Source organism: Roseobacter sp. HKCCA2468 (assembly GCF_037805105.1).
In the GTDB taxonomy this organism is placed as follows: Bacteria; Pseudomonadota; Alphaproteobacteria; order Rhodobacterales; family Rhodobacteraceae; genus M30B80.
Map to the genome: position 1 here is coordinate 189660 of NZ_JBBLYN010000001.1, position 21972 is coordinate 211631.

General features: G+C 56.7%; 25 protein-coding genes. 16 read left to right on the forward strand and 9 right to left on the reverse strand.

From position 1 onward, the window contains the following. Positions 1-84: 84 nt before the first annotated feature. On the forward strand, positions 85-1119 hold the full coding sequence (locus tag AAC620_RS00980) for a LacI family DNA-binding transcriptional regulator (protein ID WP_340242383.1): 1035 nt from the start codon (positions 85-87) through the stop codon (positions 1117-1119). 6 nt (positions 1120-1125) lie between these two features. Here AAC620_RS00980 and AAC620_RS00985 read toward each other — a convergent pair whose 3' ends face one another. From AAC620_RS00985 to AAC620_RS01000, 4 genes are all read right to left on the reverse strand, one after another. Next, positions 1126-1812 (reverse strand): D-lyxose/D-mannose family sugar isomerase, encoded by a 687-nt coding sequence (locus AAC620_RS00985; protein ID WP_340242385.1) that lies wholly within the window; start codon positions 1810-1812, stop codon positions 1126-1128. Continuing rightward, complete coding sequence (nagA, locus tag AAC620_RS00990; protein ID WP_340242387.1) at positions 1809-2945, reverse strand: N-acetylglucosamine-6-phosphate deacetylase; 1137 nt, start codon at positions 2943-2945, stop codon at positions 1809-1811. The genes AAC620_RS00985 and nagA overlap by 4 nt, the downstream gene beginning before the upstream one ends. Then, entirely contained in the window at positions 2942-3820 is an 879-nt protein-coding gene (locus AAC620_RS00995; protein WP_340242389.1) for a BadF/BadG/BcrA/BcrD ATPase family protein, read from the reverse strand. Before AAC620_RS00995 ends, nagA begins: the two co-directional genes overlap by 4 nt. A gap of 69 nt (positions 3821-3889) precedes the next feature. Then, positions 3890-4495: a LysE/ArgO family amino acid transporter gene (locus tag AAC620_RS01000; protein ID WP_340242391.1), complete on the reverse strand. Its 606-nt coding sequence runs from the start codon at positions 4493-4495 to the stop codon at positions 3890-3892. 182 nt (positions 4496-4677) lie between these two features. Between AAC620_RS01000 and AAC620_RS01005 the strand changes: the two genes are divergently transcribed. After that, the gene (locus AAC620_RS01005; RefSeq protein WP_340242393.1) at positions 4678-5250 is read left to right on the forward strand and encodes a hypothetical protein; all 573 of its coding nucleotides are present in this window, start codon (positions 4678-4680) and stop codon (positions 5248-5250) included. A 40-nt stretch (positions 5251-5290) separates the two neighbouring features. On the opposite strand, the gene AAC620_RS01010 is transcribed toward AAC620_RS01005, so the two are convergent. The 4 genes from AAC620_RS01010 to AAC620_RS01025 form a co-directional block, all read right to left on the reverse strand. Continuing rightward, entirely contained in the window at positions 5291-6211 is a 921-nt protein-coding gene (locus AAC620_RS01010) for an MBL fold metallo-hydrolase (RefSeq protein WP_340242395.1), read from the reverse strand. 64 nt (positions 6212-6275) lie between these two features. Further along, a complete protein-coding gene (locus AAC620_RS01015; RefSeq protein ID WP_340242397.1) occupies positions 6276-7325 on the reverse strand; it encodes a YeeE/YedE family protein in 1050 nt (349 codons plus the stop codon). 45 nt (positions 7326-7370) lie between these two features. Continuing rightward, on the reverse strand, positions 7371-7679 hold the full coding sequence (locus AAC620_RS01020) for an ArsR/SmtB family transcription factor (protein ID WP_317655816.1): 309 nt from the start codon (positions 7677-7679) through the stop codon (positions 7371-7373). Between the two features lie 101 nt (positions 7680-7780). Beyond that, positions 7781-8098 (reverse strand): SoxS protein, encoded by a 318-nt coding sequence (locus AAC620_RS01025; RefSeq protein WP_340242399.1) that lies wholly within the window; start codon positions 8096-8098, stop codon positions 7781-7783. A 100-nt stretch (positions 8099-8198) separates the two neighbouring features. On the opposite strand from AAC620_RS01025, the gene AAC620_RS01030 reads away from it, so the two are divergent. The 14 genes from AAC620_RS01030 to AAC620_RS01095 all read left to right on the forward strand — a co-directional run bounded on the left by AAC620_RS01030 (position 8199) and on the right by AAC620_RS01095 (position 20902). After that, a complete protein-coding gene (locus AAC620_RS01030) occupies positions 8199-8939 on the forward strand; it encodes a cytochrome c biogenesis CcdA family protein (protein WP_340242401.1) in 741 nt (246 codons plus the stop codon). Positions 8940-8963: 24 nt separating this feature from the next. After that, positions 8964-9533: a SoxW family protein gene (locus AAC620_RS01035; protein ID WP_340242403.1), complete on the forward strand. Its 570-nt coding sequence runs from the start codon at positions 8964-8966 to the stop codon at positions 9531-9533. A 155-nt stretch (positions 9534-9688) separates the two neighbouring features. Further along, positions 9689-10165: a sulfur oxidation c-type cytochrome SoxX gene (soxX, locus tag AAC620_RS01040; protein WP_340242405.1), complete on the forward strand. Its 477-nt coding sequence runs from the start codon at positions 9689-9691 to the stop codon at positions 10163-10165. Between the two features lie 30 nt (positions 10166-10195). Then, positions 10196-10618, forward strand: a complete 423-nt coding sequence (gene soxY / locus AAC620_RS01045; RefSeq protein ID WP_317655094.1) for a thiosulfate oxidation carrier protein SoxY — start codon at positions 10196-10198, stop codon at positions 10616-10618. Positions 10619-10637: 19 nt separating this feature from the next. Then, positions 10638-10967 (forward strand): thiosulfate oxidation carrier complex protein SoxZ, encoded by a 330-nt coding sequence (gene soxZ / locus AAC620_RS01050; RefSeq protein ID WP_317655093.1) that lies wholly within the window; start codon positions 10638-10640, stop codon positions 10965-10967. A gap of 28 nt (positions 10968-10995) precedes the next feature. After that, entirely contained in the window at positions 10996-11859 is an 864-nt protein-coding gene (gene soxA, locus AAC620_RS01055) for a sulfur oxidation c-type cytochrome SoxA (RefSeq protein ID WP_340242409.1), read from the forward strand. An 84-nt stretch (positions 11860-11943) separates the two neighbouring features. Then, positions 11944-13638 carry a thiosulfohydrolase SoxB gene (soxB, locus tag AAC620_RS01060; protein ID WP_340242411.1) on the forward strand — a complete coding sequence of 565 codons (1695 nt, stop codon included), beginning with the start codon at positions 11944-11946 and terminating at the stop codon, positions 13636-13638. Between the two features lie 33 nt (positions 13639-13671). Next, positions 13672-14940 carry a sulfite dehydrogenase gene (soxC, locus tag AAC620_RS01065; protein ID WP_340242413.1) on the forward strand — a complete coding sequence of 423 codons (1269 nt, stop codon included), beginning with the start codon at positions 13672-13674 and terminating at the stop codon, positions 14938-14940. Between the two features lies 1 nt (position 14941). Next, the gene (locus AAC620_RS01070; protein WP_340242415.1) at positions 14942-15994 is read left to right on the forward strand and encodes a c-type cytochrome; all 1053 of its coding nucleotides are present in this window, start codon (positions 14942-14944) and stop codon (positions 15992-15994) included. 3 nt (positions 15995-15997) lie between these two features. Next, positions 15998-16690: a c-type cytochrome gene (locus AAC620_RS01075; RefSeq protein ID WP_340242417.1), complete on the forward strand. Its 693-nt coding sequence runs from the start codon at positions 15998-16000 to the stop codon at positions 16688-16690. Positions 16691-16736: 46 nt separating this feature from the next. After that, positions 16737-18008 (forward strand): NAD(P)/FAD-dependent oxidoreductase, encoded by a 1272-nt coding sequence (locus AAC620_RS01080; protein WP_340242419.1) that lies wholly within the window; start codon positions 16737-16739, stop codon positions 18006-18008. Positions 18009-18113: 105 nt separating this feature from the next. Continuing rightward, complete coding sequence (locus AAC620_RS01085) at positions 18114-18533, forward strand: DUF302 domain-containing protein (RefSeq protein WP_340242421.1); 420 nt, start codon at positions 18114-18116, stop codon at positions 18531-18533. Next, complete coding sequence (gene hemA, locus AAC620_RS01090; protein ID WP_340242423.1) at positions 18530-19762, forward strand: 5-aminolevulinate synthase; 1233 nt, start codon at positions 18530-18532, stop codon at positions 19760-19762. The genes AAC620_RS01085 and hemA overlap by 4 nt, the downstream gene beginning before the upstream one ends. 75 nt (positions 19763-19837) lie before the next feature. Next, positions 19838-20902, forward strand: a complete 1065-nt coding sequence (locus AAC620_RS01095) for a YeeE/YedE thiosulfate transporter family protein (RefSeq protein ID WP_340242425.1) — start codon at positions 19838-19840, stop codon at positions 20900-20902. 5 nt (positions 20903-20907) lie between these two features. Here AAC620_RS01095 and AAC620_RS01100 read toward each other — a convergent pair whose 3' ends face one another. Further along, entirely contained in the window at positions 20908-21957 is a 1050-nt protein-coding gene (locus AAC620_RS01100) for a quaternary amine ABC transporter ATP-binding protein (protein WP_340242427.1), read from the reverse strand. Between the last annotated feature and the right edge of the window lie 15 nt (positions 21958-21972).

A 21972-nucleotide genomic window follows, 5' to 3' on the forward strand; every position in this document is an offset into this window, starting at 1 on the left:
AAATCAATCATATCTTTACATCTCAGAAATTTTCATGCCAAATAATATCAAATTGGCGTTAATTTGAGATGAAATGAGATTTTTATGACGGCGCGGCGCCCCACCATTCCTGATCTTGCAGCGGCTGCAGGCGTTTCTGTGTCGACTGTGAACCGCGTTTTGAATCAGCCAGAATCGGTGCGAAAGCCAACACGCGATAGGGTTTTAGCCGCGGCACATGACATCGGATTTTATGGGCTTGGCACGCTGCGCCATTCTGTGGCCGGCCTGCGCAAGACCCATCGTTTGGGCGTTTTGCTGCATCAAAAAGGGCGTAGGTTTTACGATAATTTGGCCCGTGCCATTCGTGAGGCTGCCGAAGGGCGCATCGAAGATCAGGTGGAATTGACGCTTGAGCATCTCGATGATCTGTCGCCTGAGAAGATCGCGGAACGTCTGTTGCGGATGTCGCAAAGCTGCGAGGCGATTGCGGTTGTGGCCGCTCAGCACCCTTTGGTGTCAAACGCGCTTGATGAAGTGATCGAGAAAGGTGTGGCCGTGGCGGCGCTGATTGCACCGCTTTCGGCGCGCAATAATGTCAGCTATGTCGGCTTGGACAATTGGAAGGTCGGGCGCACAGCCGCTTGGGCCTTTGATAAAATCAGCCGCGAACCAGGCAAGATTGGTATCCTTTTGGGCAACCACCGCTATCGTAACCAAGAAATGAATGAAAGCGGGTTTCGATCCTATTTCCGCGAGCATAACACCGCCTTCACAGTGCTTGAGCCGCTTGCGACCTATGAATCCGCGACCGCCGCCCGTGATTTGGTTGATCAGCTATTCCACCAGCATCCTGATCTATGCGGGCTTTACGTGTCAGGCGGCGGGATCACGGGGGCGATGACGGCCCTACGTGCACAAGAAAAGCGTGAGGGGTTTGTGACAGTTGGCTACGAATTGTTTGACGAGACCCGGGCCGCCCTCAGTGATGGCACGCTGACGATGGTCATTTCCCACCCAATGGCGCGCCTCGCACAAGAAACGCTCAACACATTGATCATGGCGAAGTCAGCGGGCCCCCGCGGCGGCGCGCAACGTGTGGCCTTGGAATTTGATATTTATACATCAGAAAATCTGTAACAGGGGTCAGCCCAACCATCGCGCATAGTCGCTGACCAAAAGATGGGTGGGGGGTTGGTCTTCTTCGATCTCGGCAAAACGCCCGATCGGGTCGCGGAAGATGTTATCGGTTTCATCATCATTGACGGTTGAAACCTCGCCGATCAAAACATCGCCCCCTTCGCCCCAAAAGGCATGCCAATCACCGGGTCGCAAGGTGACGCTTTGACCAGGGGCAAGGATCAGCTTTTGCCCCGCGGCATAGTCTACCTGCAGACCATCACAAAAGACTGTGCCACCCCGATCCTCGGCAAAATTGCCGTGATCATCTGATCCGTAAAGTTCGACCACCAATTTTGCGCCGCCGCGGTTGATGATGTCTTCGGCCTTTAGGATATGGCTGTGCATCGGGCTGAGTTGATCTTGCTTTGAAATCAAAAGCTTTTCTGCGTAGCACATTCCGCCCCCCTGTCGCAGATCATCGAGCAGACCATTGCGCAAGGTGAACAAGAACAGACCCATGCGATCATAATCGCCCGCACCGTAATCGGTGATGTCCCATCCACAGCGCGAGGTGATTAGGTGGGCGGCTTGATCTTTGCGGGCCGCGAATTCTTCAGGTGTCCAATAGGCAAAGGGCGGCAGCACAAAGCCGAATTGGCGGATCATCTCATCGGCATCCGCCATGATGGCATTGATGGCAGAGCGTTTCATGTCAGATTCTTTTCCAAGGGGGTGAGCGTCCATGTGTCAGTCGAAAGGCGCATCATGCGGGGCAGGGCCCCCTGTCCATAGCGGAGGCCGATGAGTGCTGCGGGTATAGAGGTTGCGGCGCGCAAGGCCTCAACAAGGGGGATGCCGACATTTTCAACCATCACCTGCACTGCACGGGTCGGGTCTAAATCCGCGCCTGCAAGCGTGCCATCGGCCAAGGTCAAAACCCCGTTCTTTCGGGTGATGCGCCGACCGCCGAGGTCAAATTCCGTGATGTCGCTGCCCGCCACTGCCATCGCATCGGTGACAAGGAATAGCCCACATGGCCCCTTTTTTGCGTCCCATGCCGCGCGCAAGGATTGTGGATGCACATGCACCCCATCCGCGATCACGCCTGCGCTGACGTTGCCCGTGCCCAAGGTCGCCCCGACCAAGCCAGGCGCACGGCTGTTGAGCTGGCTCATGGCATTGAACAAATGCGTTGTGGCCCGCACCCCCGCCCTAAAATAGCGCAGGCAGGTATCGTAATCTGCATCCGTGTGGCCCAAGGATAAAATGACGCCTGCGCGCGCCAATTGGGCCACTTGGTCTTCTGTGACGTTTTCAGGGGCGATCGTCAGTTTCAAACAGGGCAGGGATGCCGCCGCGTCAAGATAGAGTGCCAGATCCTGCTCGGTCATTGGGCGTATCAGGCCGCCCGCATGCGCCCCTTTGCGCGCCAGTGACAGATGCGGCCCCTCAAGGTGCAAACCCGCAATCCCATCCACCTGTGCCGCGACAGCATCTTGGGTGGCGGCGATGGCCGCACGGGTGACTTCGGGGGTATCGGTGATGAGGGTCGGCAAGAAGGCAGTGGTGCCCAAGCGGCGATGCGCCTTGGCCATGCGCCGCAATCCGTCACAATGCGGGGCAGAATTGAACAAGATCCCATCCCCGCCATTGACCTGCAAATCCACATAGCCCGCAAATAAAATATCGCCGCCCAGATCAATCTCTGCGGCCCCTTGCATGTGGTAATCCGTGCCGAACGCCCCTGCAAAATCATTGCCGTCAAACTGCACTGTGGCGGGGCCTGTCAGGGTGGCGCCATCAAAATAGCGGGCGTTGCGGATCAGGTGGTGTTGCGCGCTCATGTAACCCCCTCGCGCGCGAAATCCGATGCAAGGGCGAGGGCACCTATAATGGGTGCGGCCGCAGGCGCGGTGATGCGGGCCTGTAAGGCAGGGGGTAAATAGGGGCGATACTGGCCCCCAAGCCCCCCTGTAAGGCAAAGATCTAGCCCCTCATGCCATCCCAAGGCCGTTAGGCTTTGCGTGATTTCTTGCGCCCCTGTCTGCATCAGCGCGAGGGCGAGAGGGTCATCTTGGGCTGCGGCGCTGCACACCGAGGGCGCAAGTGCCGCGATCTCCTCAGGGCGGGCATGGGTTGCAAAGCGCACAATCCCTGCGGCCCCATCATATTGGGCGAGCAGGGATTGCGAAAAATCAGTGGCGCACCGCCGCCCGTCCACGGTTTCTAGCGTGGCGCTGAGGGCCGCGCGCCCCAACCAATGGCCCGAGGCCTCATCCCCCAAAACATAGCCCCAACCGCCTGCGAATTTTTGCGCCCCGCCCAGTTGAACCCCCCAAAATGATCCTGTGCCACAATGGGCAATCGCGCCATCTTTTGCCCCAAGAGCGCCGCGCAGGGCAGGGGGGCGGTCATCGGTCACTTGGACATGAGAAAAGGGCAGCGCCTTGCGCAGGCGCGCGGCCATCTGTGGCCCAGTCACCCCTGCAACCCCGATATAGCAGGGGCAAGCGATAAGATCCGCAACGGGCATTTGCAATTTGGCACAAAGCGCCTCAACCCCGCCAAGGATCGTGTTCACTGCGCCCTCAAAATCACTCGACACATTGGCCGCGCCCATATCTACCAAGCTGTGATTTTCACAGCTGCCATAGGCGATACGGCAATGCGTGCCGCCACCATCGATGGCCAGAACATTCGCGTCAGGGGCATTTTTCATAGCCTCTGCGATAGCATAGGATTTGCCGTTCAAGAAAGCTTATTCCTGTTTCTAGGTCAGTTTGATGCGCTAGGCTGAAAGAAGTAGCCCCGCAGCAATGGCCCACATGATGCCGCCAATGACGGCCTCAAGAATGCGCCATGCTTTGGCGGATTGAAACAAGGGCCGCGCAAGCCGTGCGCCGAAGCCAAGGCTGAAGAAAAAGAAAAAAGAGGCTAGAACGGCCCCCGCTGCAAAAATGGGTTTCTGCCCGATAAATTGGGCAGAAACCGCGCCCAAAAGAACCATGGTGTCGAGATAGACATGCGGGTTGAGCCATGTGATGGCCAAACAGGCGGTCAAACTTGCCCAAAGGCGTGTTGGCGGGGCGGCCTTGCTCAGGTCGATTGCATCCGTGCCTGCAAATGCAGCGCGAAATCGCAACGCGCCATAGGTGAACAGAAAGAGCGCCCCGCCATAGGTGAGGGCAGGCGCAATCCAAGGCACTGCCGCGGTCGCCCGTTCAAAGCCTGCAACCCCAAGGCTAATCAAAATCGCGTCTGACAGTGCACAGGTGAGACAAACCCAAAACACATGACGCCCCAAAAGCCCCGTGCGCAGCACAAAGGCATTTTGCGCCCCAATGGCCAAAATCAAGGTCAGGCTGGTGAAAAATCCTGTGATGAATGCGGTCATAATCTGCGCATGGGTGAATTAGTATTGGATTGAAATGTTTTCATAATACGGGACTTTTTTCTATTGAGCCTTTGGTGTTTCAACGTCCTGAATTTCCACTTAGCGCTTGGAAACACTTATTTTTCTTGAATATGTCCCTTATATTAATGGGGTGAGTGCAATGAGTATGAAAGGGGTTTGTGATGGCACGCAAGGGTATAGTGACGATTTCCGTGTTGGCTTCAATCGGGTTCTCTCTCGGGGCTGTTCAAGCCCAGGAGGTCGCGCCAGAGATTGAGGCATTGGTCAGTGATCTCGCCACGGAAGGGTATACTGAGTTTACGCTCGAAGACTCGATCTTCACCCCGCCGACTTTGGTCGCAGAGCAAGACGGCATTCTTCTTGAGCTAGAGTTGGATCCTGAAACCTTTGAGGTGACCGAGACGGTTGTCGCCTTGGATGAAGATGGGGATGGCACGGTTTCGCGCGCCGAGCGTAGGAACGGTATCGTTGCAGAAGACTTACCCGCCCAAGCATCTGATCGCGCGCGTGAGGCAGTCGCACAGGCCCGTGCGCGTCAGCAGGAACGCGTGGAAAACCGCGCCGCAAATGGCGGCAATATGGGCAACGCTGCGGCATCTGCCACCCGCGCTGATGGCCCATCCAACAGCAATGCGGACGGCAATAGCGGTGGCAATGGAAATGGCAATGCGGGCGGCAATGGCGGCGGCAACGGAAATGGGAACGGCGGCGGCAATGGCCGCGGCCGCAACTAGGCTTTCGCTACGGATGTGCTGATTAAGAGGGAGGGCGTTGTTACGCCCCCTCGAACCGATACCCCTGATTGGCGCGGGTGACACGGCCGATCCCGCCATTGGGCAGGTGATAGCCGATGATGGTGATTTCGTCAGCGGCGCATTGATCCATCAGCGCGGCGCGGGTTTCTGCCCCCAAGGCCTCATCCTGATCTGATCCCGATGTCCACTCGGGCCGTGCAAAGCCAACATGGTCATTGGTCACGACATCACCAATGATCATCAATTGTTGTGAACCTGACGCTATTTCAAAGGCCATATGGCCCGGGCTATGGCCGGGCGTTAATTTCGCGCGGAGGCCAGAAACGATTTCGGCGCCATCACTGATCCGCGTGATCTGGTCGCCCAAACTGTCAAGCCGGCGCGAGGCCCCTGCGGCAAAGGCCGCGCGGGCCTCGCCAATTGAATTGATAGTGTTTGGGTCCATCCAATAGTCATATTCAATCTCGCCCATGATATGCTCGGCATTGAAGAATGTCGCCTCGTCAAAATCATCTATCACACCCCAAAGATGGTCAGGGTGGCCATGGGTAAAGAGAACATGGGTGATGTCATCTGCCGCAATGCCCGCCGCGTTGAGTGCATCAAGCAATTGCCCCGCGCTGTCTTGAAAAGCAAAACCTGCGCCTGTGTCGATCAGGATTGCTGCATCGCCCTTTCGCAGAAGGGTGACATTGCAGGGCGGCGTCAGAGGGGCGTTTCGATCTACGCCCGCCTCGGCCAAAATGGGGGCAAGGGCCGCGTCATCCATTGGGCCAAAGATGAAATCTGCGGGCAAGGTGAGGCTGCCATCTGAGAGGGTCATCACCTCAAAATCACCCATATTTAGCGTGGTCTGCGCCCATAATTTGCGCGGCAGGGCAAGGCCTGACAGGGTGGCTGCAGCACTTGATATGATCAAATTGCGTCTGGTGATTTGCATGGTCATTCCTCCCAAATTTCGGGGGAAAGATAGCCAAGCAAAACATATTCGAAAAGTCTTATATTTACGACTCAGCCTCGAATCCCAGGATCAACTGGCGCAGGCCCACCCATGCGCCAAGCCAGATCGCCGCCGCGACAAGGGGGGCGGTGATGGAAAGGCTGGACATCGCAGATAGACCCTGGCCAATGCTGCACCCTGCGGCCAAGACAGCTCCAAAGCCCATCAAAACCGCCCCAAACAATTGGCGTTTCAATTCACGCGGGTCTTCGCAGGCTTCCCATCGAAAGCCCCCTTTGATCAAGCTGCCTAAAAAACCGCCCGAGATCACGCCGATGACGGAGCCAATTCCAAATTTCGCGGCGAGCCCTGAGGAGAACATCGCGTAATGGATGGTCTCACCGATAGAGGCAGCAAAGGTTTGTGAGACAACAGGCCAAGCCTGCCATCCGTTTTGCCCCACCCAATAGGTGCCGAAAAAGCCCCATGTCACCGCGCCCCCAACCGCCATGCCCCAGAATGTGTTGCGCAAGAGCCGCGCCTTTGGGGTTTTGACCAAGGCGATTAAAAACACAGTCAATCCAAGGGCCATTCCTAAAACCGAAGGGACCACCAAATCACCTGCAAGAAAGGCAAGGCTTGTTGGGGTGCCATGCGCAGGGGTGGCATCAAAGAACAAGACCCGCAGCGGGGCCAGAATGCCAGATAGGGCGATCAGGGCTGCAACGCCCATAACCAAAGCAATGACCATCGCGCGCAAATCGCCGCCACCAAAGCGGGCCAAGGCCGTAAAGCCGCAATTGCCCGCCTGCGCCATGCCATAGCCGAAAATCAGCCCGCCGATCATGGCGCCCGCGATTGTATAGCTGTTTTGCAGGTAAACCACGCGGCCCAAATTAAGATAGCCCAAGTGATGCAACGCGTGGTTGAGGAAAATGGCGATGCCAAGTGCCGCAAGCCACAGGTAAACGCGGCCTGTGTTTTCGCCATAATGGACATCTTCGATCATGCCTAAGGTGCAAAATCCCGCCAAACGCGCGGCAAGGCCCAAGACCAAACCACCTGTCAGGCCGATCAGCACAATGGCCAATGGCTCACCCAATACTTCGAGCACGTCCCCTCCCTTCCGCCGTAACAGGGGTGACCGTTTTGCCCGATCTTACCCTTTGGCGCAGAACAACTCGTAAACCAGTTCGATGATCCGCGCTGCGCGGTCATCTGTCAAACGATAATATATTTGCTTGCCATCGCGCCGTGCGGTCACCAACCCCTCAAGGCGCAGGCGCGCAAGCTGCTGAGACACGGCCGCCTGACGTTGCGACAGGAGTGTTTCAATCTCGGTCACGGATTTTTCGCCGCGCGTGAGGGCGCACAAGATCATCAAGCGGCCCTCATGGCTAATGGCCTTGAGGACATCGCTGGCGGCTTGTGCGTCACAGCGCAATTTTTCCCAACTGGCCTCGTCCATCGGCGCGGTGAGGTCAGGCAATATTGTTGGCCTGTCTTCGTTAAGCATGGTTCATCCTGCCAAGATCGGGTGGCACGTCCCAAATTGTGACTGGCTTTAGCTTAACCTGCTGCATCAATCAACTGGCTGAGCAAAAACCAAAAGAATTCCTCGCCCGGATAGCCTTCTATACGGCCTGTTTCTGCACCGTCTTTGAGCAGAACAAAGGTTGGCGTATAGACTGCCCGCCGTGCAAGGGTTACGCCATCGGGCAAGGGATCATCAATATCGGTCTGGCGCAAAGGGGCTGTTTGCCCTTCTGGGGTGATCGGAAATTCAGGGCCAATCTCGGCATGCCACTGCGCGCAATACACACATCCCTCATCTTCAACCATCAGCAATTCCAAATTTTGCGCCGAGGCCGCAGTGGCCGCGCACAACCCAAGCGCAAAAAAAAGCGTTGCAACACGCGCAAAGATTGACTTGCCCAAATTTGTGAATGCAATATGAATATTTGAATATGAAACGGTAGGAGGCGTCATGTTCGATGTAACCTTGGGCGGTGCCTTTGTTGCGGGACTGTTGTCGTTTCTATCGCCATGCATTTTGCCGATGGTGCCTTTCTACCTCAGTTACCTAGCCGGCGTAAGCCTAAATCAGGTTGCCGAGGGCGGTGGCATTACCCGTGAAATCCGTGTGCGTGCGGTTCTTGCGGCGATGTTCTTTGCCGCGGGCATCATGACGGTCTTTGTTGGGCTGGGGGCTTCGGCCTCGGTATTTGGGCAATTGCTGCGCGATTGGTTCGACATCCTGCGTTGGATTGCAGCCGCGCTGATTATTGCGATGGGCCTCCATTTCCTCGGCGTGATCCGGATTGGCATCTTGTATCGCCAGTTCCGTGCAGAGGCGGGATCGGTCAGCAATATGTCATATGGCGGGGCTTATGTGATCGGTCTTGCCTTTGCCTTTGGGTGGACACCCTGCGTGGGCCCTGTTCTGGCAGCGATTTTGTTCACCGCCGCAGGCACTGACACGGCTAGTCAAGGGGCCACATTGCTGTTGGCCTATGGTCTGGGCATGACCTTGCCCTTTGTTTTGGCCGCAGGATTTGTGGGGCCATTCATGCGCATGATGGGGCGGTTCCGCCGTCATTTGGGGCTGGTCGAAAAAATCATGGGCGCGCTTTTGATCATCTTTGGTGTGCTGATTGCGACCAATGCCCTCAATTACATCGGCCAATGGCTGATCGAGAATTTCGAGATTTTCCGCCAATTGGGTTAAGGCGGCAAAAGGGGAGGATGCGATATGAACCTAAGAACCATGATCGTTGCCGCAGGTCTTGCGCTGCTGCCAATGTCGGCTGTGGCGGTGGAATTGGATGGCGATGGGCTGCACCGCGCCGATTGGATTATGGATACGTTCCGTGATCTTCGCGAGGATTTGGACGAGGCCAATGCGATGGGCAAGCGTCTGGTCGTGATGATCGAACAGCGCGGCTGCATCTACTGCACGCAGATGCACGAAGAGGTCTATGTGATCCCCGAAATTGAACAGATGCTCACCGATGATTTCTTTGTGGTGCGCGTCAATATGTATGGCAGCACCGAGATGGTTGATTTTGACGGCACCACGTTGTTGGAGGGCGATATGGTGCGGCGGTGGCGGGTGATGTTTACGCCCACAATCTTCTTCTTCCCCGAGGATGTGCCAGAAGATGCCACCGCGCCTGATGCCGCGGTTGCCATGATCCCCGGCGCTTTTGGGCGGTGGACGACCTTCAATATGCTCAATTGGGTATTGGAAAAGGGCTATGAGGGCGAGGAGGGCTTTCAGGCTTATCATGCGCGCATGCTACGCGATCAGCTGCCGCAATAGGATATCTTTGGTTTCGCAACAGTATTAAGTGCAAGCAATTTCAATGGCTTGGCTTGCAACTAATTCAAAAAACTAAATATGTTGTTGCAATCTAAGGGTGAGCTTGTTTACCGTTGCATACAGAGGTGACTGAATCGCCTTAGGGAGGAAATAAAGTGACGCGCCATCTTATTTTGGCGGCTCTCTTCGGAGTGTCCGCAGGTGTCGCACAGGCCGAAGTGGTTGCACCTTCGGATGTTGTGGCGAATGAATACGGAGAAATCAGTGTCTCTCTCACCGGTGTTGCGGGTGATCCCGTGCGCGGTGAAGAGGTGATGACATCACGCGGCTTGGGCAATTGCATTGCGTGCCACCAAGTTACGGCATTGGAGGATTACCCGTTCCATGGTGAGGTTGGCCCATCCTTGGATGGTGTCGGCGCCCGTTGGGACGCTGCAGGTTTGCGGGGGATTGTGGCCAACGCAAAGGCCGTTTTCCCTGAATCCGTAATGCCAAGTTTTTACAAAATTGACGGCTACACACGCCCCGGTGACGCCTTTACCGGCAAGGCCGCAGAAGGCGTTCTTGATCCGCTGTTGTCGGCTCAGGATATCGAGGATGTGGTGGCCTATCTTTTGACCCTCACCGAATAATCGGTCGAGCGTAGGTAAGGAGAAAAACTTATGTCGCTAACGCGCAGAGAATTTGTTGGAACCAGCCTGACGGGCGCTGCTGCTTTTGCAGTTTTGCCTTCGATGGGTTTGGCCGAAGGTGCAGATGAGGCTATCGCCGCCTATACGGGCGGGGCGGCCACATCGGACGCGGGCATCACCCTGATCGCACCAGAAATTGCCGAGAACGGCAACACCGTGCAGATCGAAGTCAGCGCACCAGGTGCCGAGGAGATCATCATTTTCGCGGCAGGCAATCCGAACCCGAATGTTGCGACATTCAAATTCGGCCCAATGGCAGGGTCGCAGGCTGCCACAACCCGCATCCGTCTCGCAGGCGAGCAGGATGTGGTCGCCATTGCGAAAATGCCCGATGGCAGCTTTGCCAAGGCGGTTTCCAACGTAAAAGTCACCATCGGCGGCTGCGGCGGCTAATAGGCAGAGGGTTAGAAAAATGGCAGAGAATGTAACACCACGCGTCCGCGCCCCTCGTGAAGCTTCGGCTGGCGAAGTGGTTTCCGTGCGCACCTTGATCAGCCACCCCATGGAAAGCGGTATGCGCCGCGATGGCGATGGCAACACAATCCCACGTTCGATCATCAATCGCTTTGTTTGCACCTTTAACGGCGAGACTGTGGTCGATGTCACGATGGAACCCTCCATCGCAACAAACCCTTATTTTCAGTTTGAAGCCAAAGTGATGGAGTCGGGCACGTTCAACTTCACTTGGTATGATGATGATGGCTCGGTTTACGAGGATAGCTCGGACATCACCGTAAGCTGATCTGATCCATCGCAAGGGAGGGCGAAGGATGACACATAAAACAAAACTCGCAACGGCAGCTTTGGCAGCACTGTCTTTGTCTGTATCTTCATTGGCCCTTTGGGCGGATGAGGACGCAGATTTGGTGGTCAATGGCGAGATCGAAATGGTCGTGCGCACCGATGCGCCTGCGCATTTGGATGGGGCGCTGAGCACCATCTATTCGGGTTGGGTCTTCCGCTCGGACGAGACGCAAGCCATGCAAATGGATGACTTCGATAACCCCGCAATGCTTTTTGCAGAACAGGGTCAGGAGTTGTTCAACACGGCCATGGGTGCGAATGGCGAAAGCTGTGCTTCTTGCCACTCGAACCCAGACGACCTGAACCGCGTGCGCGCCACCTATCCGCAATGGGATGAGGAACATGGCACTGTGCAAACAGTCGAGATGCAGGTTCAAGAATGCCAAACCGAAAGCATGGGGATGGCCGAAGCTTGGGGGATCAATTCCCAAGAGATGCTGAACATGACGGCCTATATCGCCTCAATCGGGCGGGGTCAGGTGATTGACGTGGCGATTGACGGGCCTGCGCAAGACACATGGGAAGCAGGGCGCGAGATTTATTACACGCGTTTTGGTCAGCTTGAGCTGAGCTGTGCAAATTGCCACGAACAAAACTATGGCAACTACATTCGTGCAGATCACCTTAGCCAAGGGCAGATCAATGGGTTCCCAACCTATCGTCTGAAGAACGCGCGCCTCAATGGCACACATAACCGTTTCCGCGGCTGTATCCGTGACACGCGCGCTGAAACCTTTGCCATCGGTAGCGATGAATTTGTTGCGCTGGAACTTTACGTTGCCTCGCGCGGCAATGGTCTGACGGTCGAAGGGCCTTCGGTTCGAAACTGATTTGCTGCTTGCCCGCCTTGGGGATCCTGAGGCGGGCATTTTGCATCTAAACATATGCAATTTATAGAATGTGAGTGACAAAATATGATCGCACGCCGCCATTTCCTTCAGGCTGCTTTGGCCACGACCGCGCTTTATGGCGCATCGGGCTTTGGCAATTGGGCCAAACTTGCCGCGCAACAAACCCTGACGCAGGAAGATCTGATTGGCACAGGCGGGGCAGGGAATGTCACCTTGGTGCATATCACTGACATTCATGCGCAAACCCAACCGATTTATTTCCGCGAGCCCGAGTTCAACTTGGGCGTGGGCTCTGCCTTGGGGCAGGTTCCGCATTTGACGGGCGCAGATTTCCGCGCGGCCTATGGCATCTCGCAGGGCAGTCATCTGGATTATGCGCTGACCTATAGTGACTTCGCGGCGCTTGCCCAAGGTTATGGCCGCATGGGCGGGCTTGACCGCATCGCGACTGTGGTCAATGCCATTCGCGCCGAACGGCCTGATGCGATTGTCTTGGACGGGGGCGATACATGGCAGGGCTCTTTGCCCGCTTTGCGCACCAACGGCCAAGATATGGTGGATCTTTTCAACGCACTTGGCGTGGATGCCATGACCTCGCATTGGGAATTCACGCTTGGCTCTGACCGCGTGCATGAGATTGTCGAAAATTCGCTGCAACCTGCCTTCTTGGGCGCGAATATTTTTGACGCTGAATGGGATGAACCCGTTTTTGACGATTACAAATTGTTCGAGCGCGGCGGCACCATGGTTGCGGTGATTGGGCAAGCCTTCCCTTATATGCCAATCGCCAATCCAGGTTGGATGTTCCCTGAATATAGTTTTGGGCTGCGCCGTGAACGCATCGCCGAAGTGGTCGAGGAGGTGCGCGGCCTTGGTGCTGAGGTGGTCGTTCTACTGTCGCACAATGGCTTTGACACAGACCGCCAATTCGCCCGCGATATACCTGGAATTGATGTGATCCTGACAGGTCACACCCATGATGCGCTGCCTGAGGCGGTTCAGGTGGGCAATACATTCCTCATCGCCTCGGGCAGTCATGGCAAATTCGTCAGCCGTGTTGATTTGGACGTGCGCGATGGCGCGCTGCAAGGCCTGACCCATCGGTTGATCCCGATTTTCTCAGATGTGATTGCGCCTGATCCTGACATGGCCGCCTTGATTGCGCAGACCCGCGCGCCCTTTGAGGCCGAGATGGGCGAGGTGATCGGCACCGCGGGGTCGCTATTGTATCGCCGCGGTAACTTTAACGGCACATGGGATGATGTGATCTGTAACGCCCTGATCAGCCAACGGGACGCACAGATTGCGCTATCCCCTGGTTTCCGTTGGGGGCCAAGCGTGTTGCCGGGTCAAGAGATCAAGCGCGAAGATATCTATAACGCGACTGCCATGAGCTATCCGCAGGCCTATCGCACTGAGATGACCGGCGAATTCCTAAAAGTCGTGATGGAAGATGTGGCTGATAACATCTTTAACCCTGACCCCTATTATCAACAGGGCGGCGATATGGTTCGCGTGGGCGGTATGGGATATAGGATTGATGTCAACGCGCCAGCGGGCAGCCGCATTTCCGAGATGACCCTGCTCGAAACAGGCGAACGCATCGACCCTGCTGCCTCCTATGTCGTGGCGGGTTGGGCCAGCGTGAATGAAGGAACCGAAGGGCCTGCGATTTGGGATGTGGTCGAAGACCATATCCGTGCGCAAGGCACCGTCACAGTTAACCCCAACACCAGTGTGGATGTTGTTGCGGGCTAAGCCTCGCCCGCATTGATTATTGAAGGAGCTGACATGGCTAAAGACGATGGTTTCACCCCTTCGCGGCGGCAATTTCTGAAAGGGGCCGCAGTTACAGGTGGCGCTCTTGCCGCAGGCAAGGTTTACGCGCAGGCGGCCCCCGATCCATTGATCACGGAAATGCAGCCTTGGACGCAGTATCTCGGGCCAGGCGTGGATGCCGCGCCCTATGGTATGCCATCCCCGCATGAGGCCCATGTGGTGCGCCGCAATGTGCCATGGCTGACCGCCGATAGCGTGTCATCGGTCAATTTCACGCCGCTGCACGAGCTTGATGGGATCATCACCCCTAATGGACTGTGCTTTGAACGCCATCACGGCGGGGTGGCCGAAATCGCCCCCGAAGATCATCGCCTGATGATCAACGGCTTGGTCGATAATCCGCTTGTCTTTACCATGCAGGACATCATGCGCTTCCCGCGTGAGAACCGCGTTTATTTCCTCGAATGTGCGGCCAATTCAGGGATGGAATGGCGTGGCGCGCAGTTGAACGGGTGCCAATTCACCCATGGGATGATCCATAACGTGGTCTATACAGGCGTGCCCTTGCGCCTGCTGCTTGAAGAGGCCGGGGTGAAAACAAATGGCACATGGATCTTGCCAGAAGGGGCCGATGCCTCGGGCATGACCCGTTCCATCCCTATGGAAAAGGCGCTTGATGATTGTCTTGTCGCCTTCAAGATGAATGGCGAGGCGCTGCGCCCTGAACAGGGCTATCCGCTGCGCCTTGTTGTGCCGGGTTGGGAAGGAAATATGTGGGTGAAATGGTTGCGCCGCATCGAAGTGGGCGATCAACCGTGGCATCACCGCGAGGAAACATCAAAATATACTGACCTTCTCGAAAATGGTCAGGCGCGGCGCTTTACATGGGAGATGGATGCAAAATCCGTCATCACCAATCCAAGCCCGCAAGCCCCCATCACCCATGGGCCTGGCCCAACTGTTTTGACAGGGGTGGCATGGTCGGGCCGCGGCACAATTCCGCGTGTTGATGTGACATTGGATGGTGGCATCAATTGGCACCAAGCGCGCATGTCTGGGCCATCGTTAGACAAGTCGATGCATCGCTTCTATTTCGAATTTGATTGGGATGGGCGGCCCTTGCTGTTGCAAAGCCGCGCCCATGACAGCACGGGCTATGTGCAGCCCACCAAGGAAATGCTGCGCCATGTGCGCGGCGAGAATTCCATCTACCACAATAACGGGATCCAGACTTGGGCGGTGGATGAAAACGGCAATGCGGAAAATGTGGAGGTTGGATAAGATGAATAAGGTAATCAGTCTTTCCGCAGCCCTGTTGATGGGGGGCGCAACCTTTGCGCTTGCTGAGAATGCGGCCCCGTCTCGGGATGGCGGCTATGGTTTGGGTCGCACCGCTTTGCCCGAAGAAATCGCGGCATGGGATATTGATGTGCGCCCCGATGGTCTGGGCCTGCCCGTTGGATCGGGTGATGTGTTCACGGGCGAAGAATTATGGATTGATAATTGCTCGGCGTGCCACGGTGATTTCGGCGAGGCCCGTGGCCGTTGGCCCGTGATTGCAGGTGGTTTTGGCACTTTGCAAAGCGAAGACCCCAACAAGACAGTCGGGTCATATTGGCCCTATCTGTCGACTGTGTGGGACTATGTCCACCGCGCGATGCCCTATGGCAATGCTCAGAGCCTCAGCAATGATGAGGTCTACGCGATTGTGGCCTATATCATGTATTCCAACGATCTCGTGGATGATGATTTCGAATTGTCGAATGAGAATTTCCTCGAGGTGCGTTTGCCCAATGAAGAGAATTTCTTCATGGATGACCGCGCCGAGGTGGAATTGCCCATGTTCAGCGAAGCGGTCTGTATGGAAAACTGCGCCGAGAGTGTCGAGATCACGGCACGCGCGGCGGTTTTGGATGTAACCCCAGAAACCGAGGGCGATGCGGCCGCCGCTGAGGTGGTTGAGGTTGCCGCCGCCGCCGAAGAGGCCGCGCCCGCAGATACAGGCCCAAGCCCAGAATTGATTGCCGCAGGTGAGGAAGCCTTCCGCGCCTGTCGCTCTTGCCACCAAGTGGGCGAGGGCGCGCGCAATGGTGCGGGGCCGCAGCTGAACGGCATCTATATGGCAACCGCGGCCCATGCCGAAGGGTTCCGCTATTCCCCTGCCTTTGAACAGGCCCGCGCCGATGGTCTGGTGTGGGATGATGAGGCGCTGACTGCCTATCTGATGGATCCGCGCGGTTATCTTCCAAATAACCGCATGGCCTTCCGTGGATTGCGGGATGCGGCTGATGCCGAGGCCATTATTGCCTATCTGCGCGCCGAAGGTGGGGAGTAGGCGATGGGGAAACAAGGGCTCTTTGCCTTTGCTTTGATCTCTTGGGCAATGCAATCCTCCCCCGCATTGTCCGAGGGTGACCCGAGCGCGGGGCAGGCGGCGTTTCGCCCCTGCGCCGCGTGCCACATGATCGGGGATGGCGCGATCAATCGCGTGGGCCCGCATCTGGATGGTTTGATGGGCCGCCCCGTTGGGGGGCTTGCGGATTACCGCTATTCTGACACGCTGACCGAGGCGGGCAATGAGGGCGAGCTTTGGACAGAAGACCGCCTCAACCGCTTTCTCGAAGATCCGCAAGGCTATTATCGCGGCACACGGATGGTGTTTCGTGGGATCAGCGATCCTGACACCCGTGCCGATTTGGTGGCCTATATCGTGGCGGAGGCGGGCAATTATGACAGTGATACCACCGCAACCAGCACAGGGGATGTGCCCCCAGAAATCGCTGCGATTTTGGCGATTGAAGGCGACTACGCCTATGGCGAGTATCTGTCATCTGAATGCACCGCCTGTCATGCGGCGCAATCGGGCGGCGATATTCCCGCGATTGCAGGGCTTGCCCCCTCAACATTCATCCATGGCTTGATGAGCTACAAAACAGGTGCACGCAGCCATCAGGTGATGAGCATGATTGCCGAGAGATTGGGAGATGAAGAGATTGCCGCATTAGCGGCATATTTTGCCACTGTTGAGTGACGATCAAGGGACAACAGGGCAGGCAACCAAAAGGGAGGAATTTGGAATGCCACTCGATAGACGACAGTTCTTAACCAGCGCCGCGGCGCTTGGTGCAACCCTTGCAGCACCCATGGTGGCGCGGGCGCAAACCGCGCCCCATGTGGTCGTAATTGGGGGCGGTGCAGGCGGGGCCACGGCCGCGCGCTATATCGCCACTGGCAGCAATGGCGCCATCAATGTGACCTTGGTGGAACCAACCCGCGCCTATTATACCTGTTTCTTCTCGAACCTTTATCTTGGCGGGTTCCGCGAGATGAACAGCCTTGGCCACAGCTATGGCACTTTGGCCTCGAATTTCGGGATCAATGTGGTGCATGATTGGGCCGTTGGCGTTGATCGCGATGCAAAATCGGTCAGCTTGGCAGGCGGGGGCAGCCTGTCTTACGACCGCCTTGTCCTCAGCCCAGGGATTGATTTCATCGAAGACAGCGTTCCGGGCTGGTCGCAAGCGGCGCAAAATGCCATGCCCCATGCCTATAAGGCAGGCAGCCAAACCGAATTGCTGAAGGCGCAAGTGATGAATATGCGCGAAGGCGGTGTCTTTGCCATGATCGCCCCCCCGAACCCCTATCGCTGCCCCCCAGGGCCATATGAGCGGGTGTCGATGGTCGCGCATTTGCTGAAGCAAAATAATCCAACCGCGAAAATCCTGATCGTTGATCCAAAAGAGTCGTTCTCAAAGCAAGGCTTGTTCGAGGATGGATGGCAGCGCCACTATACGGGCATGATTGAACGAATTGGGCCTGATTTTGGTGCCACCAATGTGTCTGTTGATCCTGACGCGATGACTGTGTCAATCGATGGCAATGTCGAGCAGGTTGACGTCTGCAACGTGATCCCTGCGCAGCGTGCAGGGCGCATTGCCCATCTGGCAGGGATCACCGATGGCAATTGGGCGCCTGTATCGGCCTATGATCTGTCGTCTAGGATGGACGAAAATATCCATGTCTTGGGCGATGCGGCGGCGCAGGGCGCGATGCCGAAATCGGGGTTCTCGGCCAACAGTCAGGCCAAGGTCTGCGCCAATGCCATCGTGGCGGCCCTTGCGGGCGGTCGGGCCTTCCCGCCGCGTTTCGCCAATACCTGCTGGTCACTCATTGATACCAATGACGGGATCAAAGTCGGTGCGACCTACGAGGCCTCGGACGAGGGGATTGTCTCGACCTCTAGCTTCGTGAGCGATGTGGGCGAGGATGCCGCAACCCGCGAAACCACCTATCGCGAAAGCCTTGGTTGGTATGACGCGATTACCGAAGATATGTTTGGCACGGCCTGACATAACACCACCACAAGGGCAGGGGCGCAGATCGCCCCTGCCGTCATTTGATAAAGGACTAGGCCCATGTCGTGCTGCACCGCCCCCCGTTTGTTTCTTGGCCTCATGGCTGGCCTTCTCGCGGCATTTGCTGCGCAGGAAGCCCCCGCACAAGAGGCGGTGTTTTTCGAATATGACGGCAGTTTCGAAGATGCCACTTTTGCGGTGGAAAACACTATTATTGGGCGGGGCTTGGTCATCGATTATCGCTCGCATACGGGTGATATGCTGAACCGCACCGCCGCGGATATCGGCAGCGATGTGGTGATTTTTGATCAAGCGGATATTTTCTTATTTTGCTCGGCCGCCGTGTCGCGCCGCGTGATGGAGGCGGATCCCGCGAATATCGCGCATTGCCCCTATAATATCTTTGTCACCTCAAAGGATGGTGTCGTGCAAATAGGTCACCGCACCTATCCTGATGGGTCAATGCAAGAGGTCGAGGCATTGTTGGACGCAATCATCCTAGAGGCGCGTGACCAATGAGCGCCTATGATTACGAGGGTTTTTTCGCCGCCAAAATTGACACGCTGCGCAGCGAAGGCAATTACCGCTATTTCGCGGATATTGAACGCAAGCGGGGCGCATTTCCCCATGCCCGAAATCACCATAAGGGCGGCACGCGGGACATTACTGTGTGGTGTTCCAATGATTACCTAGGGATGGGGCAACACCCCGATGTGATTGCGGCGATGCAACACGCGATTGAGCGCACAGGCGCAGGCGCGGGCGGCACGCGCAATATCTCGGGCACAACCCACGCCCATGTCGCGCTTGAGGCGGAATTGGCCGATCTGCACGGCAAAGAAGCCGCGCTGTTATTTACCTCGGGCTATGTGTCAAATTGGGCGGCCCTTGGAACATTGGCCGCGCAGATCCCTGATTGTGTTGTTCTGTCAGATGCAGGCAATCATGCCTCGATGATTGAAGGCATCCGTCATTCGCGCGCGCAAAAGATCATTTGGGCGCATAATGATTTGGCGGATCTCGAGGCGAAACTGGCGGCCCTGCCGCCGGAGCAGCCCAAATTGATTGCCTTTGAATCGGTTTATTCGATGGATGGCGATATTGCCCCCATCGCCGCGATTTGTGATTTGGCAGATCGTTATGGCGCGATGACCTATCTCGATGAGGTGCATGCCGTGGGTCTTTACGGGCCACGCGGCGGCGGGATTGCCGAAGCGCTGGGGTTAATGGATCGTCTGACTGTGATTGAAGGCACGCTTGGCAAGGCTTACGGCGTGATGGGGGGGTATATTGCGGCCAGTGCCGCATTGGTTGATTTCATCCGCAGTTTTGCCAGTGGCTTTATCTTTACCACCGCCTTGCCGCCTGCGGTTGCGGCAGGGGCCTGTGCCGCTGTGCGCCACCTGAAAACAAGCCAGACAGAACGCGCCGCCCATCAGGAACGGGTCGCAGAATTGCGCGCGCGCCTTGATGGGGCGGGCATTCCCCATTTGGCCAATGACAGTCACATCATTCCCGTCATGGTCGGTGATCCTGTGAAATGTCGCTATATCTCAGACAGGCTCTTGGATGAGCATGGCATCTATATCCAGCCGATCAACTATCCAACAGTTCCCAAAGGCACGGAGCGTCTGCGCATCACCCCAAGCCCTGTTCATGATGCAGAAGCGATGGATCATCTGGTCAAGGCGCTGTCAGATCTTTGGGCAGAATGCAAATTGGCGCAAACCGCACGCGCCGCGCAATAGTTGACCTAGATCATCGCAGGCGGCGCAGGCCCTGTGGTCTGCTGCGCCTGTGGATAAAACCAATGAGGCGCTTTTATGATTGAGAACCTGCTCATCGCATGGGGCGAAGGCCCCGTTCTGGCGCTTGCAGGGGTGGGGGTGGGCCTTGTTTTTGGCGCGGCGGCCGAGCGGTCGCAATTCTGTCTGCGTGCCTCAACTGTTGAAGTGGCCGAAGGCCATGCAGGCCCACGGTTTTCGATTTGGCTCATTGCCTTTTTTGCCGCGCTGACCCTCACCCAAGGGCTGATTGCAGCGGGGGCTTTGGATGTGACAGCGGCACGACAATTGGCCGCCACAGGCAGTATGAGCGGGGCGATTATCGGTGGTTTGATGTTTGGGGTGGGAATGGTTCTTGCCCGTGGCTGCGCCTCGCGGCTGTTGGTCTTATCTGCCACAGGAAATCTGCGCGCGCTGATCACAGGGCTGGTTGTGACCTTGGTTGCGCAAGCGGCCTATAGCGGGGCGCTTGCCCCTCTGCGCGAGGCGGTTGTTGGCCTTTGGACAATTCAAGGCAATGGCGCGCGAAATTTGGCAAGTGCGATTGGCCTTGGCGCCCCTGCAGCGACCTTTTTGGGGAGTGTCGCCTTGAGTGCGGCCATCGCTTTTGCGCGCCGCCATGCAATGTCTTATGCCCGTATCATCGGGGCTGCGATGGTGGGGGCGGCGGTGAGCTTGGGGTGGTTTGCGACCTATATGATCGCGCAAAATTCCTTTGAAATCGTCCCGATTTCCTCGGTTACTTTCACAGGGCCTGCCACCGATACATTGATGGCTTTGGTGGCCGAGCGAAATATCGCGCTCAGCTTTGGCATTGGCCTTGTGCCAGGTGTGTTTCTTGGCGCAGGCGCAACATCCCTTTGGGCGGGTGCGTGGAAATTGCAACGCTTTGGCCCCGATAGCCCGATGGAGCGGCATTTGATTGGCGCTGTCCTGATGGGGTTTGGCGCTATGGCCGCAGGGGGCTGCGCGGTTGGGGCAGGGGTGTCAGGTGGCGCAATCCTATCTCTGACCGCATGGGTTGCGGTTGCTGCCATGTGGGCGGGGGCCATGGCCACAGTTTGGATCATGAAGGCAGGGCAAAGCCGCCCCGCCGTGACTTGATCCCCTTAATCATGCTGCATCTGCGGGCGCACCAATGCCCGATAGATATCCTCCATCTTCACCTTGCCGATGATCTTGGTGGCATCGTTCGGGTCAGAGACGGCAAAGGTGCCGTCAATGCGGCCCTTATGGGCGTTGATCACCGCCTCTAGCGTATCATCGCCCTGCACGACATCACTGCAGCCGCGCTTTGTTTTGGCGGGGCTCATGATGGATTTCACCTTCAAAACGCGGGCGCGGTTGATGTCTTGGATGAATTCCTCAATGTAGCGTGCGGCGGGGCGCAGCAATATCTCCTGCGGATCGCCTTGCTGCACGATATAGCCATCTTTCAAAACCACCAAGTGATCGGCCAGTTTCAACGCCTCGTCCAAATCATGGGTGATGAAGATGATGGTCTTGTGCAGATCGCGTTGCAATTCCAACAGCAAATCTTGCATAGAGGTGCGGATCAGCGGGTCAAGCGCGGAAAATGCCTCGTCCATCAGCATCACATCGGCGTTTGAGGTCAAGGCGCGGGCCAGACCCACGCGCTGCTGCATCCCGCCTGAAAGCTGGCTTGGATAGCTGTCTTCCATCCCTTCAAGACCCACACGCGCCAACCATTTGCGCGCCTCATCCTCGGCTTGCTTGATATTCTCGCCGCGCGCCTCGGGCGCAAGGATTGTGTTGGCCAAGACGGTGCGATGGGGCAAAAGCGCGAATTTTTGAAACACCATCGACATAGACCGCCGCCGCAAGTTGCGCAGCGCCTCATCGTCCATGGCCAGAACATCTGTGCCATCGAGAAAGATCTGCCCTGAGGTCGGTTCGATCAATCGATTGAGGTGGCGGATCAGCGTGGATTTGCCAGAGCCAGACAGGCCCATCACCACGGTAATTTGCCCCTCGCGCATATCCACGTTGATATTATTCAACGCCAGAACATGCCCCGTTTCCTGCATGAAGGCGGATTTGTCGATGCCATCATAAACCTTGTCCTGCACGGCGCGCGGATTGTGGCCGTAGATTTTGAACAGGTTTTGCACCGAGATTTTTACGTCACCCAAAGCCATGGTTTCTTAGTCCCT